This is a genomic window from Roseburia faecis (genome assembly GCF_001406815.1).
GTDB classification, from domain to species: Bacteria; Bacillota; Clostridia; order Lachnospirales; family Lachnospiraceae; genus Roseburia; species Roseburia faecis.
In genome coordinates this window covers 419,897-436,566 of record NZ_CVRR01000005.1, presented here as the reverse complement: position 1 = coordinate 436,566, position 16,670 = coordinate 419,897, and the positions used below count along the sequence as shown (strand labels likewise).

22 protein-coding genes and 2 pseudogenes are annotated in these 16,670 nt (G+C 41.9%); 18 read left to right on the top strand and 6 right to left on the bottom strand.

Features of this window, described 5'->3' with window-relative positions; all coding sequences use genetic code 11:
• The first annotated feature begins 155 nt into the window (after nt 1-155).
• The 8 genes and pseudogenes from M72_RS16210 to M72_RS02985 all read left to right on the top strand — a co-directional run.
• The gene (locus tag M72_RS16210; protein WP_002596317.1) at nt 156-344 is read left to right on the top strand and encodes a helix-turn-helix domain-containing protein; all 189 of its coding nucleotides are present in this window, start codon (nt 156-158) and stop codon (nt 342-344) included.
• Entirely contained in the window at nt 337-1,029 is a 693-nt protein-coding gene (locus M72_RS03015; RefSeq protein ID WP_008705950.1) for a response regulator transcription factor, read from the top strand. Before M72_RS16210 ends, M72_RS03015 begins: the two co-directional genes overlap by 8 nt.
• Nucleotides 1,030-1,034: 5 nt before the next feature.
• Nucleotides 1,035-1,952: a sensor histidine kinase gene (locus tag M72_RS03010; RefSeq protein ID WP_055067104.1), complete on the top strand. Its 918-nt coding sequence runs from the start codon at nt 1,035-1,037 to the stop codon at nt 1,950-1,952.
• A gap of 134 nt (nt 1,953-2,086) precedes the next feature.
• Nucleotides 2,087-3,013 (top strand): ABC transporter ATP-binding protein, encoded by a 927-nt coding sequence (locus M72_RS03005; protein WP_044926981.1) that lies wholly within the window; start codon nt 2,087-2,089, stop codon nt 3,011-3,013.
• Entirely contained in the window at nt 3,006-3,791 is a 786-nt protein-coding gene (locus M72_RS03000; RefSeq protein WP_055067103.1) for an ABC transporter permease, read from the top strand. The genes M72_RS03005 and M72_RS03000 overlap by 8 nt, the downstream gene beginning before the upstream one ends.
• A 2-nt stretch (nt 3,792-3,793) precedes the next feature.
• On the top strand, nt 3,794-4,573 hold the full coding sequence (locus tag M72_RS02995; RefSeq protein WP_055067102.1) for an ABC transporter permease: 780 nt from the start codon (nt 3,794-3,796) through the stop codon (nt 4,571-4,573).
• A gap of 7 nt (nt 4,574-4,580) precedes the next feature.
• Nucleotides 4,581-5,021: a hypothetical protein gene (locus tag M72_RS02990; RefSeq protein ID WP_055067101.1), complete on the top strand. Its 441-nt coding sequence runs from the start codon at nt 4,581-4,583 to the stop codon at nt 5,019-5,021.
• Between the two features lie 68 nt (nt 5,022-5,089).
• A pseudogene (locus M72_RS02985) lies at nt 5,090-5,293 on the top strand (sigma factor-like helix-turn-helix DNA-binding protein); the annotation flags it as partial.
• A 145-nt stretch (nt 5,294-5,438) separates the two neighbouring features.
• Here the strand turns inward: M72_RS02985 and M72_RS02980 are convergent.
• Both M72_RS02980 and M72_RS02975 read right to left on the bottom strand, forming a co-directional pair.
• Nucleotides 5,439-6,803, bottom strand: a complete 1,365-nt coding sequence (locus M72_RS02980) for a sensor histidine kinase (protein WP_055067100.1) — start codon at nt 6,801-6,803, stop codon at nt 5,439-5,441.
• A 4-nt stretch (nt 6,804-6,807) separates the two neighbouring features.
• On the bottom strand, nt 6,808-7,509 hold the full coding sequence (locus M72_RS02975; RefSeq protein WP_015515120.1) for a response regulator transcription factor: 702 nt from the start codon (nt 7,507-7,509) through the stop codon (nt 6,808-6,810).
• Between the two features lie 156 nt (nt 7,510-7,665).
• On the opposite strand from M72_RS02975, the gene M72_RS02970 reads away from it, so the two are divergent.
• From M72_RS02970 to M72_RS17300, 9 genes and pseudogenes are all read left to right on the top strand, one after another.
• The gene (locus M72_RS02970; RefSeq protein ID WP_055067099.1) at nt 7,666-8,430 is read left to right on the top strand and encodes an ABC transporter ATP-binding protein; all 765 of its coding nucleotides are present in this window, start codon (nt 7,666-7,668) and stop codon (nt 8,428-8,430) included.
• The gene (locus M72_RS02965) at nt 8,427-9,152 is read left to right on the top strand and encodes an ABC transporter permease (RefSeq protein WP_055067098.1); all 726 of its coding nucleotides are present in this window, start codon (nt 8,427-8,429) and stop codon (nt 9,150-9,152) included. The genes M72_RS02970 and M72_RS02965 overlap by 4 nt, the downstream gene beginning before the upstream one ends.
• Before the next feature lie 16 nt (nt 9,153-9,168).
• Nucleotides 9,169-9,933, top strand: coding sequence for an ABC transporter permease (locus M72_RS02960; protein ID WP_055067097.1), 765 nt, complete (start codon nt 9,169-9,171; stop codon nt 9,931-9,933).
• A gap of 4 nt (nt 9,934-9,937) precedes the next feature.
• Entirely contained in the window at nt 9,938-10,234 is a 297-nt protein-coding gene (locus M72_RS02955; RefSeq protein ID WP_055067096.1) for a hypothetical protein, read from the top strand.
• A gap of 89 nt (nt 10,235-10,323) precedes the next feature.
• Nucleotides 10,324-10,527: pseudogene (locus M72_RS02950) on the top strand (sigma-70 family RNA polymerase sigma factor); the annotation flags it as partial.
• 68 nt (nt 10,528-10,595) lie between these two features.
• Nucleotides 10,596-11,837, top strand: a complete 1,242-nt coding sequence (locus tag M72_RS02945; RefSeq protein ID WP_055067137.1) for a tyrosine-type recombinase/integrase — start codon at nt 10,596-10,598, stop codon at nt 11,835-11,837.
• Between the two features lie 280 nt (nt 11,838-12,117).
• Nucleotides 12,118-12,378: a DUF4160 domain-containing protein gene (locus M72_RS02940; protein WP_055067095.1), complete on the top strand. Its 261-nt coding sequence runs from the start codon at nt 12,118-12,120 to the stop codon at nt 12,376-12,378.
• 12 nt (nt 12,379-12,390) lie between these two features.
• Nucleotides 12,391-12,666 (top strand): DUF2442 domain-containing protein, encoded by a 276-nt coding sequence (locus tag M72_RS02935; RefSeq protein ID WP_055067094.1) that lies wholly within the window; start codon nt 12,391-12,393, stop codon nt 12,664-12,666.
• 23 nt (nt 12,667-12,689) lie between these two features.
• The gene (locus M72_RS17300; RefSeq protein ID WP_195490966.1) at nt 12,690-12,995 is read left to right on the top strand and encodes a hypothetical protein; all 306 of its coding nucleotides are present in this window, start codon (nt 12,690-12,692) and stop codon (nt 12,993-12,995) included.
• Nucleotides 12,996-13,297: 302 nt separating this feature from the next.
• Here M72_RS17300 and M72_RS02925 read toward each other — a convergent pair whose 3' ends face one another.
• Entirely contained in the window at nt 13,298-14,089 is a 792-nt protein-coding gene (locus tag M72_RS02925) for a P-loop NTPase family protein (RefSeq protein WP_055067092.1), read from the bottom strand.
• A 325-nt stretch (nt 14,090-14,414) separates the two neighbouring features.
• Between M72_RS02925 and M72_RS02920 the strand changes: the two genes are divergently transcribed.
• Nucleotides 14,415-14,657, top strand: coding sequence for a DUF6061 family protein (locus M72_RS02920; protein WP_008397019.1), 243 nt, complete (start codon nt 14,415-14,417; stop codon nt 14,655-14,657).
• 180 nt (nt 14,658-14,837) lie between these two features.
• Here the strand turns inward: M72_RS02920 and M72_RS02915 are convergent, their stop codons facing one another.
• The 3 genes from M72_RS02915 to M72_RS02905 form a co-directional block, all read right to left on the bottom strand.
• A complete protein-coding gene (locus tag M72_RS02915; RefSeq protein ID WP_008397018.1) occupies nt 14,838-15,200 on the bottom strand; it encodes a hypothetical protein in 363 nt (120 codons plus the stop codon).
• Between the two features lie 138 nt (nt 15,201-15,338).
• A complete protein-coding gene (locus M72_RS02910; protein WP_008397017.1) occupies nt 15,339-16,022 on the bottom strand; it encodes a hypothetical protein in 684 nt (227 codons plus the stop codon).
• On the bottom strand, nt 16,022-16,657 hold the full coding sequence (locus M72_RS02905; RefSeq protein WP_015559483.1) for an ABC transporter ATP-binding protein: 636 nt from the start codon (nt 16,655-16,657) through the stop codon (nt 16,022-16,024). Before M72_RS02905 ends, M72_RS02910 begins: the two co-directional genes overlap by 1 nt.
• Nucleotides 16,658-16,670: the final 13 nt, after the last annotated feature.

Below are 16,670 nucleotides of genomic sequence, written 5' to 3'. Positions count from 1 at the left end.
TTATAGAACCAGAATCAAAGACGCGAATGGTAAGCTCGTAGCTATCTACGCAAAAACACCTGAAGAACTATACAACAAAGAAACGTTTGCGTTGGAACAGATAAACTTGTATTGTTCGAGACAAAGAACTATAATGTACTCTGTGAAGGTGCATAATGGATTATATGACACTAAAAGAGGCCGCCGAAAAATGGGGCGTGACACCTCGTAGAGTAAATTACTATTGCGCTGCTGGGCGTATCCCCGGCGCTGTAAAGATGGCTGGTGTTTGGCTGATCCCAAAGAACGCAGAAAAGCCGATTGACGGAAGGACAAAACAAGGGAAGGGGTTGCACCATGAATAAAATCCTGATTATAGATGATGACAGAGAACTGTGCGCTTTGATTAAACGTAGCGTACAAGCAGAAAACATAGAAGCTGATTTTTGTAATACCGGAAAAGAGGGCTTACAAAAATTAAGAGAGCAGGAGTATCAGCTTGTGGTGCTGGATGTGATGATGCCTGGTATGGATGGCTTTGAAACGCTGGAGGAAATCCGCAAAGAGAACAGTCTGCCGATTTTGATGTTCACATCTAAAAATGACAGCATTTCTAAAGTACGGGGCTTACGAGCCGGAGCGGACGATTATCTTACAAAACCGTTTGATATGGATGAACTGATTGCCCGTATTGCGTCTCTTATTCGCCGCTACACCCGTTTTAATCAGCAAGCTGGAGCCATACAAAAGCTAAATTTTGACGGATTGCAGATTGACCTTGAAAATCGTTCTGTTACTACATCAAACGGCACTTTTGAACTGCCCCCAAAGGAATTTGATTTGCTCCTGTACTGTGCAAAACATCAAGGGAAAATTTTGACCAAACAGCAGATTTATGAGGAAGTATGGGGCGAAGAATATTTCTATGATGACAGTAACATTATGGCGATTATCAGTCGGCTTCGTAAAAAATTAGAAGTCAATCCTTCAAGCCCAAAGTATATACAAACGGTCAAAGGGATTGGCTACCGGTTTAATAAGGAGGTGTAGTCAGTATGGAAATCATTGTATTCTTGTCCATTGTGATTGCTGTTGGGGCTGTATTGACTTCCATCGTTCTCGTTCGGCGTGTAAAAAAACAAATAGCAGAAATGACCGATGTGCTGGTTGATGTGAAAAACGGAAATGGCAACCGGCGTATTCTATCTGCAACAAATGAACTGACAGCACCTCTTGCCTATGAAATCAACGAGATCGTTGTGGCCTATGAAAGCAGACTTTCAACTGTACGGCAGACAGAAGAAACCAACCGCCAACTTATGACGAGCCTTTCCCATGACGTGCGAACGCCCCTTACTACTCTGATTGGGTATCTTGACGCTGCACACAAAGGACTGGTCACAGGAAAAGACCGGGATGGTTATATTGAAACCGCCCGCCGGAAAGCCCATGATCTGAAAGAATATATTGATGTACTCTTTGACTGGTTCAAGTTAAATTCAAACGAGTTTGCTTTGGAGATCCAGAGCGTTGAGGCCGCAGAGCTGACAAGAAATATCCTCATTGACTGGATACTGATTTTTGAGGATAAACAGGTTGAGTATGACATCGATATTCCCGAACAGCCTGTCCGGGTAAGATTAGATATGGATAGCTATATGAGGATCATCAATAACCTTATTCAAAATGTAATCGCTCATAGCCATGCAGACAAAATTAAAATTTCCCTATCGAAGAAGGAAAACAGCATGGAGCTGTTGCTGGCGGATAATGGAGTGGGAATTGAGAAGGAAGATTTGAAACACATTTTTGAACGGCTCTATAAGTGTGACAAAGGACGGTCTGAAAAAGGCAGCGGACTTGGTCTTTCTATTGTCCATCAGCTTGTAGAAAAGATGGGTGGGAGTATAACAGTTGAAAGTTTGCCGGGAAAAGGAACTGAATTTATGTTGCTTTTTCCTTTGGAGAGTTAAGCGGGTTCTCGTCTTTATGGCGGGAGCCTTTGTTATTTTACTGGATTTCAAATTGCAAGGTTAATGCAAGGTTGCGGCAAGGTTAATGCAAGGTCGGCATGATAGAATACCTTACAGAACAGGAGGTTTTGAATATGGATACAAATTATATCATTGAAACAAAAAATCTGACGAAGCAATACGGCTCACAAAAAAGTGTGGCTGACTTAAATATCCATGTCAAGCGTGGGAGAATTTATGGTCTGTTGGGTAGAAACGGAGCCGGAAAAACCACAACTATGAAAATGCTGTTGGGCTTAACGAAGCCTACTTCCGGTGAGGTCAAAATCTGGGGAAAGTCTTTACAGGGGAATGAAAAGAAGTTGCTGCCCCGTATTGGCAGTCTGATCGAGTCCCCCGGTTTTTATCCCAACCTGACCGGCACAGAGAACCTGCGTATCTTTGCTACCCTGCGGGGCGTACCAAACAATCATGCCATCAAAGACGCTCTGGATCTGGTAGGACTGCCCTACAAAGATAAAAAGCTCTTTTCACAGTATTCTCTTGGTATGAAGCAGCGGCTTGCCATCGCCCTTGCCGTTATGCACGATCCGGAGCTTTTGATTTTGGATGAGCCGATCAACGGTCTCGATCCCATCGGTATTGCAGAAGTACGCTCCTTTATTCGGGAGCTTTGCGACGCAAGAGGAAAAACAATTTTGATTTCCAGTCACATTCTTTCGGAGATTTCCTTGCTGGCTGACGATATTGGAATTATCGACCACGGCGCGTTGCTGGAAGAAGAAAGCCTTGCTGAGCTGGAGCAAAAAAGCAGTAAGCATATCCGTTTTACGCTCTCTGATACTGCACAGGCGGCAAGAATTTTGGAACGCAATTTCCATGAAAACCATTTCTCCATACAGGACGACCACAATCTGCGCCTGCACAACCTGGATCTGCCTGTGGGGAAAATTGTAACTGCCTTTGTAGAAAACGGATTGGAGGTATCGGAGGTGCATACTTGTGAAGAAAGTCTTGAAGATTACTTCAAGCGTGTGACAGGGGGCGAAGGAATTGCTTAAACTAATCAAATGCGAATTTTTGAAATTGAAACGGAAGAAATTTATTCCGCTGATTATTCTGGCTGCTTTCCTGTTTCCAATCCCGCTGACTTATTTGATGACAACGCCCTCTATGATGGAGCGATATACGGATCAGGCAGATGCTTTCGACGGACTATTTAACATGGTGTTGGGATATGGTATCCAGTTTTTACTGCCCTGCATTATCGGTGTGATTGCCGCCACCCTGTTTTTTATGGAACGCGACAACGACACATTCAAAAATCTGCGTACAATTCCCGTAACCAGCACGCAAATGGTGCTTGCAAAAATTATTGTCCTGTTTCTCTTTGGAATTGTTTTTTGTGTGGCTTCTACCATTGCAACAATTCTTTGCGGATTTGGAACATTGGAAGTTTATGGAATAGGCTATAAATTGTTTTTAGCGGTTGAAACAGGAATTTTCATTACGGCAGGAACACTCCCGTTGATCGTTCTTGTTGTCTTTTTCAGTAAGACCTACGTTTTTTCCATTTTGCTGTGTGTCTTTTACAGTGTTCTGAACATGAGTGCTACGGCATTGTTTGACACGCTGCCTAAAACCATGTTATGGCTTCTGCCCACGCCACTGACTACATTTTGGAGTGCAGGAGATATGGCGGCTCATGGAATAAAAATGGACTTGGAGCAAATGACAGGGCTAATTCCTTCAACATTTCAAGTTGTATTCATTCTTGGGATCATGGCATTGGTTTCGTTCTTACTGATTGACAGATTATATAAGCAGAGGGGGGAATAAGCATGGCTTGCATTGTAAAAACAGAATTTTATAAATTGAAAAGGTATCATATCCTTTGGGCGGGCGTTGCACTCATGCTCCTATCTGTCCTGCTGACATTGTTTACCTCTATGGCGAATGATGGTTCCGTTTGGGATTTCGCCTATCTTACAGAACAGGTCATCAAAAACAATATGTCCATGATTTTTCCGATGTGTATCAGCCTAATTGCTGGATATATGATTTCTCGTGAGCAGACGGATGACACATTGAAAAATATTCTGACTGTGCCGATCTCTTTTAAGAAACTGTTGACCGGAAAATTGATTGTGTGCGGCGTATTGTCTATTATTTTCGGGCTGATATGCAGTCTGTTTACAATCATAGCAGAAATGATTGTGGGATTTCCCGGCTTTGAGATTTCCTTAGCTCTAAAAGCAGCCTTGCAGATTACTGCGGTTAATTTCTTTTTATATCTTGCGGTTCTGCCGATTATCGCTCTTACTTGTCGGAGGGCAGGCAGCTTTTTAGTCGGTGTAATCATTGCTTTTGTCTATGGATATGGAGGGATGTTTGCCGCAGGAAATATGACATTAGCAAACCTTTATCCGATTACCGCAAGTCTCGGAATGGTAGGCTACCGTAGCTATGATACCGCAGTCAACTGGAATATTGGAACCTGTTCTTGCAGTCTTGCGCTTGCTGTCGTTATTTCTGCCATCTTGATTTTGTGCATGAAAGAACGAGAAGCAACCCAAACAAAGAAAAAGGCCAAAAAGGTAGCTCCAAAGAAAGGCTGGTGATGATTTTATGAAGAAAATAGTTTTAGCATTAACATTCGTCCTTGTGGGAAGTTTTATGCTTGCTGGCTGTTCAAAAGATGAAATTCTCAATCATTACAATAACATTGTTCAGTCTGCGGGCTCCATAGAACTGACAGGGAAATCGTCACTGCAAGGGGAAAAAGAAAAAGGAATTGATGATTATACAGGGACTTATACGGCTGATTATGCGAACTTTTCAGGTACAGAGTATTTGTTCGGAGGAACTTCCATAAAGAGAGAAGCCGGTAAGGAGCTGTCCATTGATTGCACCTTGGAGATTATGGAAGGTACTGCAAAAGTATTCTGGATTTCTGGATCTGATGAAGCAGTCACTTTGATTGAAACAACCGGAACTTATAGTGACACAATTACACTTCCTGATGGTGGAAATTATATCGGCATTATCGTTCCATGTAATTCAGTATAATAATGGCTGTTCTTGGCGTGCCAGTTTTCCCTCACGGAAATCTGGCGTTTTTTGTTGCCATTTTTTCGGAGATGGTTCTGGAGGAAAAACAGTTTCAGGAGCAGGTCTATGCCGCTGTGGTGAAGCTGCCGGAGAAACAGGCAAAGCGAATTTATGCCCGATACTATCTGGAAATGACGGTAAATGAAATTGCCGAAGTAGAAGGTGTAGACCCAAGCCGTGTCCGAGACAGTATCCGCCGTGGATTAAAGCAGCTTGGAAAATATTTTTGATAAAATTTCATTTGATGCGCCTGTTTTTTGTCAGTGTTAATAAGAAGGTTATACCGATTTGAAGTGCGCTTATTAAGAAAACGCCAGATCCAGGGGCATATCACCTCTGCATCTGGCGTTTCCTTATAGATTTGTACTTGCCTGTTTATCCAATATACGGGAATATTAAAGTAGATTCACACCCTTTCGGGAAAACATTAGTAAGTTTGAAATTGCCGTTATGAGCTATGGCGACTTGTTGGACAATCAGCAATCCAAGCCCATGTCTTAAATCAAGCCGTTCATCTGTGCTTTCCATATAATGCGGTTTTTCTTCCAGCTCTTGCAGCTTTTCAGCAGACAGACCCGTTCCGTTATCCGTAACCGCCAAGATAAGATGGTTTTGCGATGTTGTAAGCGAAAGGCAGACTTCACAGCCCTGTGGGTTGTGTTTTATGCTGTTCTGGACAAGGTTGTTTATAGCTCGCGAAATCAATCTGGCATCACATTCCAACACAGCATTTTCAGCGTCAGGAGTGATCTTAATTCCGATGTTGTAGCTATCGGAAATTCCTGTATTCAACAGGTCTGCTACATAGGATCGCAGTAGTTTGGATAAGCGAACCATCTCTTTATGAAGCGGCTGCATCTCATATTCCAACTGCGATACTAAATTCAAATCCTGCACCAGCTCTTTGATTTTTACACTTTGCTTCCGTACTATTTCCGCCTGTTCACGGATGCTCTTGCTGGCAGCTTTACTTTCTGCAATACGGCCCGCATACCCCATAATCATGGAGAGAGGTGTGCGGATGTCATGGGAAACGCCGCTGATCCAGTTCGCCCGCGCTTCATTTTGCCTATTCAAAATGGAAGAAGCTTTGTTTACACTGCTTGCAATTTCCGATAGTTCTCCGCTGATATGAAGTGAAACTGGCTTTCCGTCTGCCAAAGTTTCCACAGCGGACACAATCGGTTCGGTATTGTGAATGATTCTGCGTTTGGAAAAGTAATAGGCTGAAAAGAGGCACAGCACATCCAAGCCAAGCATCCCCAGCACAAAGATGGGGAGTCGTTGAAGTGCTGCAATGGAATAGTAATTGCTGGTGAGTTTTGTGTAGCTGTCTGTGGGATAGCCCAGCACCAACAACCCATCATCGGTGTTCCAAATAAAAACCGGGTAATCCTCAATATACCCTTTTGAAAATAGTGCGACATCTTGAATTGTGTAATTTTTCGGCACATTGTCCGGCAAATCAACCGACCAATAACATTGACCATCTGTATTCAAGTAGATCGCCCAAATATGATTCTGTCGGAGCATTTGCACCGCCTCATCCGATAATTGTTCCGGCGTAGCGGCGGTAGCAGTCATTTCCAACATGGATTGCGGGGATGAATCGCCATAATCCTCGGTCACAATCTTTTGAAAAGTCAGACCGAATACTACTGCATTAAGAAAAAGCAATATCAGAATAAAGGCAACGAACGACACAAGATATTTAGATATATAACTTCCGAATGATTTCATGACATCACTTCCTTGCTATCAGCTTATAGCCTAATCCTTTAATGGTTATTAGGGACACGGGTTTTGATGGATCGGTTTCAATCTTTTCCCGGACGCGCCGGACATGAGCATTGAGGCTGTTTTCGTAGCCAAAAGGATTATCCCCCCAGAGGGCTTCACAAAGAGCATCTACGGTAACAATCTTTCCAGCATTACGGGCAAGCGTTTCAAGTAAAGTATGTTCTTTGGCTGTCAGGGAGATAATTTCGCTGCCCTTATGGACTTCGGCCCGGCTGAAATCAATCGTACATCCATCCAAAACAAGCAGCGGTGAATCCTCTTTGTAGGTCCGCCGCAGTACCGCATAGATACGCAGTAACAGTTCCTGCGGCATAAAGGGCTTAGAAATGTAGTCATCTGCACCAAGCCCCAATCCCGATAATTTGTCTGCTGCTTCGTCCTTTGCTGTTAAGAAAATGATCGGCACATTGGTAAAAGTGCGGAAATGCTGCATCAGAGAAAAGCCATCCCCATCCGGCAGCATGACATCCAAAACAATTAAATCGGGAGTTTCCTCTTTTGCGGTCAAAATAGCTTCTTTGACCGTCATTGCGGTAAGGACAGTTTCAAATCCTGCATCTTTCAATATATCTGAAACCATTTTCAATAGTTCCTGTTCATCATCTACCAACAGGAGCCTTTTAGTATGTAAAAAGGAATTATCCATAGCAGTTTCTCCAATCTGATTTTATTTGTTTCTATTATATCATGGGCTGTCCGTTCTGCGTTCTTGTTCCTTGAAAAGTAAGGTAAAAGTAAGGACGGGAGAATGTAGATGTCAGGTTGAAGTTGTACCATAGAAGCATCGAAAGGAGATGTTTCTATGGACTATATCATTACAACGGAACAGTTGACCAAGAAATATAAGAACTTCACTTCGGTCAATCATGTTTCGCTTCATATTCGCAAGGGCAGCATTTATGGTTTTCTTGGTCCGAACGGGGCAGGCAAATCCACTACCATGAAAATGCTGTTGGGGTTGACCGACCCCACAAAAGGCAGCTTTACCATTGATGGGAAACAGTTTCCGCAGGATCGGATTGCCATTCTCAAAGAGATCGGTTCTTTCATCGAAGCGCCGTCTTTCTACGCGAATCTCACCGGGCGGGAAAATCTTGACATTATCCGCCGCATTTTGGGACTGCCGAAAGCGGATGTGGAAGATGCTCTGGAACTGGTAGGGCTGACCGAGTTTGGCGACCGGCTGGCAAAACAGTATTCGCTGGGGATGAAGCAACGCTTGGGCCTTGCCGGGGCGCTCTTGGGGCGTCCGCCGATTCTGATTCTGGACGAACCCACAAACGGTCTTGACCCGTCTGGTATCCACGAAATCCGCAATCTGGTAAAATCCTTGCCCAGCCTTTACGACTGCACGGTGCTGATCTCGTCCCATATGCTGTCTGAAATCGAATTGATTGCAGATGACATTGGGATTCTCAACCACGGGCGGCTGCTGTTTGAGGGAAGCATGAATGATCTGCGTCAATACGCCCTGCAATCCGGCTTCGCTGCGGACAATCTGGAAGATGTGTTCCTTTCTATGGTTGAGAAAGATAACATGGACAGAAAGCAGAGGGCAAAATTATGAAAACGCTGGCAATCGAACTTCGGAAAGAAAAGCGAACCGGCGTGATTCCCGTGCTGCTGGCCGTTGGTGTCTTGGGAGCCGCCTACGCATTTGTCAATTTCATTGTGCGGAAAGACACACTTCTGAATCTGCCGCTGGCCCCGATGGATGTCTTGTTGACCCAGCTCTACGGCATGATTATGGTGCTGAATCTGTTCGGTATCGTGGTTGCTACCTGCATGATCTACAACATGGAATTTAAGGGAAGTGCCGTAAAGAAGATGTATATGCTTCCCGTCAGCGTCCCGTCCATGTATCTGTGTAAATTTCTGATTCTGACGGTCATGTTTTTGGTTGCTATCGTGCTGCAAAACCTGGCACTTGCACAGATCGGAATGACGGACTTGCCGGACGGAGCGTTTGAGATGGGTACGCTGGTACGCTTTGCCGGATACTCTTTTCTCACATCCATGCCGGTACTGTCGTTTATGCTGCTGATTTCCTCGCGCTTTGAAAATATGTGGGTGCCGCTTGGAATTGGTGTTGCCGGTTTTCTGAGTGGTATGGCCCTTGCAAATTCGGGGCTGACGCTTTTGCTGGTGCATCCTTTTGTGATTATTCTGAAACCAGCAGTAGCCATGAGCGCCCAGCCTGATTCGACGGTTGCCCTTGTCGCTTTGGTGGAAACACTGTTGTTCCTTGCTGTGGGCTTGTGGCTGGCGAAGTACAGACGCTACGAGTAAGGAGGGATAATAAGAAATGAGTTTTTTGGATTTACTCAAAATCGAGTTTATGAAAGTAAAACGCTCCAAAATCGTACCCCTGATTTTCATTGCACCTTTATTGGTGGTGGTTTCCGGGGTTGCGAGTTTGAGCAACTACTTTACACCGGAATACACCAATGCGTGGCCTGCCATGTTTATTCAAAGTGCGCTTGTTTACGCCTACTATCTGCTTCCATTCAGCATGATCGTGGTTTGCGTGATGATCGCAGGACGAGAAACAGGAAATAACGGGATTCTGAAAATGCTGGCGCTGCCGGTCAGCCGCTGCGCATTATCCATTGCCAAATTCTGTGTGCTTACCTTTTATCTGTTTATGGAGATGGTGGCGTTTCTTGTCGTATTTGTAATCGCTGGGTTGATTGCGACACAGACAATGGGAGTAACAGAAACCCTGCCGATCCTATATCTTCTGAAATGGTGCTTGGGGCTGTTTCTGACTATGTTGCCGTGCATTGCAGCTATGTGGGTCATCACTGTGCTGTTTGAAAAGCCGCTTCTTTCTGTGGGATTAAATCTGCTGCTTGTGATTCCCGGTGTATTGGTTGCGAATACGCCGCTGTGGATCGCCTACCCGTACTGTTACAGCGGTTATCTCGTTTCCTGCTCTCTCTATGACTTTACAGCAGAAACTTCCGACGCCGCTTTTTCGGTGTTTCCGTTCCTGCCGTGCGCGATTGTAGTGTTTGGCCTGTTTTTCGCGCTGGCTGTCACCCAATTTGGGAAAAAAGAAATGAGGTAAAACTATGGAAAAGAAAAAACTTCAATCAGTTAGTATCGCTGCGCTCATTGTGAGCATCCTACCGCTGGCGGCTCTTGCCCCATCGCTTCTGCACCTTTCGCTGTCGGATGGAGCCCGAACCGCTTGGGCCGGAGCCAATGTCGTTTTTGTCCTGCTGGGTCTGATTCTTTCGGTGGTATGTGTGCGGAGCAGGGAAAGCCGCAGCATTATCAATATTGTATCAACTGCAATCAGCGTTTTTTGGCTGCTGCTGATGGTGGGAATTGTTGCGCTTGCCATGTTCCTTACTTTCGTTCAGTGAGGAAACGGTTATGCGTAGAATTGGAAAATTTATCGGGCGCGCCAGTTTTCCCTCACGGAAATCTGGCGTTTTTTGTTGCCATTTTTTCGGAGATGGTTCTGGAGGAAAAACAGTTTCGGGAGCAGGTCTATGCCGCTGTGATGAAGCTGCCGGAGAAACAGGCAAAGCGAATTTATGCCCGATACTATCTGGGAATGACGGTAAATGAAATTGCCGAAGTAGAAGGTGTAGACCCAAGCCGTGTCCGAGACAGTATCCGCCGTGGATTAAAGCAGCTTGTAAAATATTTTTGATAAAATTTCATTTGATGCGCCTGTTTTTTGTTTTTTTTGTCAGTGTTAATGAGAAGGACAAGATTTGTATGGCTAAGAAAAAACAAAGCGTTCCAGAGTACGGAACGGTTACAAGAAAAGGAACACTGTATTACAGAACCAGAATTACAGATGCCGATGGAAAGCAGGTCAGCTTATATGCGACCACCTGTGAAGAATTATATGAAAAGCAGTTGGAAGGCCGGAGACAGGTGGAGGAAATCATCTTTCGCCGGAAGCATCCGACGGTTGCCGAGTATTGTGAGAAATGGCTGCTGATGCAGTCAGCAAAGGTGTCTACGGCCACTATAAAAGGATACAGACAGAATATGAAGAATTATGTCATCAACTCTCTGGGAGATATGTATATGGAGGAAGTGACTGCGGATGATATTCGTCTGGCGCTTGTTCCGCTGTCTCAAAAATCGAAAGGACTGTATGATACGGTAAATATGCTGATTAAGTGTGTGTTTTATTCGGCAGAGCGCAGTCAGCTGATAACCGATAATCCGTGTGTAGGAATTTCAGCAAAGGGCGGAAAAGCATCGAAAAAGAAAGATGCCTTAACAGATCAACAGGTTGCGGTTCTGTTGGATACGGTGAAAGAGCTTCCGCCATATCTTTTTATTATGATTGGTTTGTATTCCGGCTTGCGTCGGGAAGAAATTCTTGCATTGCAATGGGATTGTGTATTCCTGGATGAATCCACACCATACATTTCCGTGAGACGTGCATGGCGCGCGGAGCATAACAGGCCGGTGATTTCTACCGTTCTAAAGACAAAAGCAGCTAAAAGGGACATTCCCATTCCGAAGTGCCTGGTGGACTGCCTGCGGGAAGCAAAAGCCAATTCCATATCGGAGTATGTGATTGCGGACAGTGAGGGACAGCCGCTTTCCTATTCTCAGTTTACGAGAGTTTGGCAGTATGTAGTTGTTCGTTCTGCGAAAGAGAGAACTTACTATAAATATGTGAATGGACAGAGCATCAAATATACCGTCAAGCCGACATTAGGAACAACGCAGAGGAACAATCCCAAGATTCGCTATACCCTGAATTTCGATGTAACACCGCACTTGTTGCGGCATACCTACATCACGAATCTGCTCTATGCGGGCGTTGACCCTAAGACAGTTCAGTACCTGGCAGGGCATGAGAATAGTAAGACAACTATGGACATTTACGCGAGGGTCAAGTATAATAAACCAGAGGAACTTTTCGAGGTAGTGAATGATGCTTTGAACCAGGAGAATTTCGATGAAAAATCACTGATTTCCATGGTTAAGGAATAGGACAACCGACAACAGAAAATGCGAAAAAGCCCGTAATATCAAGGAAAAACGCACCATAGAGATGTTTAATACGGTCTCAAAGCAGCTCGTAGAGCACCAAAGTTTAGCAAGCGTTAACAAAGAGATAATTGGAATCATACGATTCAGCATATTTAGGGACAATTATATACGATTTACAACTCCTCAGGATCTTTGTTCTGGGGAGTTTTTGTATAAAAAAAGGAATAAGTATGATATACTGTATTTGAACAGATCAAAATGAGTATTTGGAGGTGAATATATGCCGGAAATATCTTTATTTTATGGAATTCGGGTTACAATGTATTATGATGACCATAATCCGCCGCATTTTCATGCGGAGTATAATGAGAATAAGGCAATTATTGAAATTGATACAGCTAGATGCATCAAGGGAGCTTTGCCATCAAGACAATTAAAGTTAATTCTAGCGTGGTGTGTTTTACATCAAGATGAGTTGATGCAGAATTGGGAATTATCAAAAGATGGAAAGCCGTTAAATAGAATTAATCCACTTGTATAGGAGGTGCTGTTTATGTTTCCTGAGGTAGTTCAAGTGATACCAAGGAAAGACTACACAGTGTATGTCTACTTTGAAGATGGAAAAATTGTATGTTATGATATGAAAAATATGTTGGATAAAGAAGTTTTCAAACCATTGAGGGATATTTCGGTATTTATTGATACATGTACGATCATGAATGATACATTAGCATGGGATATAGGCGGAAATAGAGATGCTTGTAAATGCATTGATATTGATCCGGATACGCTATATGAACTTCCCTATTGCAAGGAACAAATAGTTTAGTGACAAATCGGTATATCATTGGTATGTTTTATGACGCAGCATATTTAAGCAGACAATTGATTGCAAGAATAATAGAACCATTAGCTGTTTTGGAACTCTGTGGACAGTTCTACGCATACAACAAGTATGCAACATTATCTCTGCAAACCCTTGTCCTGTGGGATTTCTCAGTTCAGCAAGCGTTAATCGACTGTTCAGGCTATATCAAAAGGTTTACAAACCCCGGAAAATCAAGGTTTTCCGGGGTTTTCTTATACATAAACGGGATGATGTGGTTTGACCAGATTTGGCTAAATGAGAGTCGTTTTCCCCCAATTTTTAGTGGTTAAATATAGGACAACCAGAGAGCAGTTTCGAGGGTATTTTTGTGGGAGATTTTAGTCCTCCGGAACCTCTGATTTTTTGATGGAGCGTGTGTATCAGTGTTATCGTGCTTTCTAAGCCAACAGGCTGTTTTCTATTTTGGCGGGCATAGTTAAGTGCCGCTGTAATCGGACTACTTGGATTTATCCTGTATGCCAGTCGGTAGGAGGTGCAGTTATGTTGAATTGCAAAAGTAATTATCGAAGCACATGACGGAACCATCGAAGTGGACAGTGAATTTGGGATGGGGACAAGGTTTACCATAGATTTATTTACAATTCTTTAAAATATCTTCCAGATCCAGCCTATACCGTCTGGCAATATCCTTCGCATAGCTTAAGCCATCCGGGGTTGTTCGGATCACCTTGTAGCTTCGGGTGCCTTCTTCCTTACTTTCCATCATGGCAACAAGGTTGTCAATTTTTCCGCGGTTTTCAGGATGGGAATTGTAGACATCGAGTTGTTGTGTCAGATCGTGGATGTGTGTGACATAAAGCCCACAGCAGCCGATAATGCCGATGCCGGTGAGCACTTCGGTTGCAATATATCCGGCTTCCATCGGGCAGAGATTTCCGTCTAAATTGATGCCAAGCGTTACGCTTTTTAAGTATCCGAAATTTGTTTCCATCTTGGAAAGCTCAGAGCTTAGCGTTTGAAACTCGCTGCTCTGTGCAATTCCATTGATTTCTTTCTGGAAATTTTTCATGCCTTCGGATTGCAGCGCAGCCTGTGATAAATTATCGGCAAACAGTGTGACGATTTCCACATATAATTCCAGGTACCGCACAGAGCGGAGCGAAGAATCAATGGTAAATTCGGAACTCATCGCGCGGCGCATATCGTTGATGTTGTAGATCATGGATACAGCCTTACCGAATGTTTCGTACAGATTGGGATTGTTAACAAGATCTTCGACAACCCCGAGGCGGTAATCAAGAACCTGTTCATCTGTGGAAAAATAGTTTTCCAGTGACAGATCAGCGAATCCGCGATAGCTTTCTTTGATCAGAACAACCATGGAGTCGATTTTTAACGATTCGATGAACCCGAAATCCTTCATTGGCTGTTTTGTTGTACGATCGTATTCCGGTGGATATAAATTAAAATTTTGATACCTACAATTCTTTAACACCTAACTGGTATTATAAAGTGTTACGATAAAATCCGCAATGCCTTGATTTTACTACAGTTTTGGCAAGTGAGCTTTCCCTTAGACTTTCCCTTATGTTATATCCTTTTCCCTTGTGTTACGACACCTCATAAGGGCAAAAACAAGGGAAGCAAAATCCGGTAACAGCTAATAACATTATATAAATCACATAATCGGCTGGAACTGGTCAAGATGCTTCTACAACTGAAACAGATAAGAGAAAGGACTTTGCAATATGAATATCGTTCATGCAGAATATAATAAATATCACAACATCATAGACATCAATTATTACAATGGCTACATACTTCGGATTGACTGTGGCAAGGCAGAAGATGGATTGATTACTACTCCTAACTCTCAACGAATGTTGGATGCACTGGCGATTGACAATCCACTAGAATATGCCCGTTTGTATCTTGATTCAGAAATGCAAGATTGGGTGAATGCGATGAATATGGAATGGTATAGCACTTGATAAAAGAACATAAAAATGAGAAGAAATCTGTCAAAAGTATTTCTATAAAATACGATATTTCTTTAGCCCTTCCATAAATAATGAAATAGAGCCGATAACTCACAATCGAAATAACGAGTGATTCATCGGCTCTATATTTTATGGTTATGGATATCATGAGTATCGCTTTATATGCAATTGCTATTTTGTTAATTCCCAATATTTATGACCCATAAAGAAGATTGTTAATTCGTTTTGATCTACTTCTATCTCAAAATTCACGCTATTATCTCTCTGTTCCACAAAAATCATATTTGAGGAAGATATGCTATATAATGCATTGCCACAGGTAATACCCAATTCGGGCATATCTTTGTTTACAACAAGTCCTCCATTTTCTTGAAAGGTAAACACTTCCTCTGCATTTGCATTCTTCCATGTACCAATAATATTTTTTTTATTCTGAATGTGCTTTATTTTTCCAACACATACAACGATAAGTATAGCTACACTTACAATTAAAGCAATGCCTACAACACTCTTTGCCAATTTCTTTTTATTCAATTTCTATTATCTCCATTTTTAGTTTCTTTAAGATTGAATGATTCCATATTGCTTAATTCAGTATCTCCATGAATTTCTAACATTGATACGCTTCTCACAGGAAATAGAATAGGAGAGATTCATTCATAAATAATTAAATCATTCATACTTACCTGAATTTGTAATGTTTTTCCATATTTTCTCATAATTATCTACTATAGTTTTTTCTGAGGTCAAAAATGCAAACATAGATATACTTGAATAGAGAGTTTCCGCCGAATCAAAAACCACACAACTTTCATCATGAGTTAGATTTCTCTTTGAATATATTTCCGATACAGGCATAAATGAATTTTCTTCCTCTTTGGTGTATTTATACCCATCAATACATCCTAGATTTTTTAAAAATATTAAATAAGTATCTTCGGTCTTCAGATATTGCCATCCGTTAGTGTAAAATTCTTCACCTCTAACAAATGATACAGGTTCTATAATGTAAATACAGTCACCTACTGAAAGATTAGCAGAATTATCCTTATAGATTTCCTCTATTTTTACCATTGTTTTTGTTGATCGTAAACTCATTTCACGAGAATTTGTTACAGTTATACGAGCTATTAAAGAAGAATCTTTTTCCATATCATCCAATGAGTAATTACTTTCATTGTTAAAGTAAGAAGTTTTCTGCCCTCCTGTATAGAAAATTTCCATAGCTGTATTTTCTGATAAAGCAATATCAGGATCATGAACCCCTGTAGTTGTTTTTATCCCAGTCTTTCCATAGAATAAGGCTGTCACCATACAAATGATTACAACACAGATAGTTAATACAAATTTCTTCATTACATCAACTCCTTAATTTTACCAAATTCCATGCATATCTTCTCATCCGCTAATATTTCAATATCTTCTTTATTATGGCTTGTCAGTATAGTAATGGTATCATTCTTTTTTTCTTCCAATATACGTTCACGAAATAAATCAATGCTATGCTGATCCAATGCGTTAGTTGGCTCATCCAAAAGCAAAATTTTTGGATGTTCCATCAGTGCTTGACAAAGAGCTAGTTTTTGACGCATTCCTAATGAATATTTATTTACTTTTTTCTTTGATTTGGGATCAAGACCAAAGTATATCATTATTTCATATATTTCTTCATCTGATACAATTCCTTTTATATTGGAAAGCATTTTCAAATTTTCAAATCCTGAATACATACTCCAAAAAGAAATATTTTCAATAACAGCTCCTAAATCTGGTAAAACATCCATATCTTTATGTAATGCCTTGTGATTATATTTTATGTATCCTTTGTCTGTATTTATAAAACCTGCAATGGCTCTGAGTAGCATTGTTTTACCTGAACCATTTTTACCATATATTCCATATATTTTACCAGATTCAAATGTATAACTGATATCATCAAGCACTTTTTCACCTTTAATTGACTTTGAAATAGATTTTACATATAAATTCATGGATATCATTCAC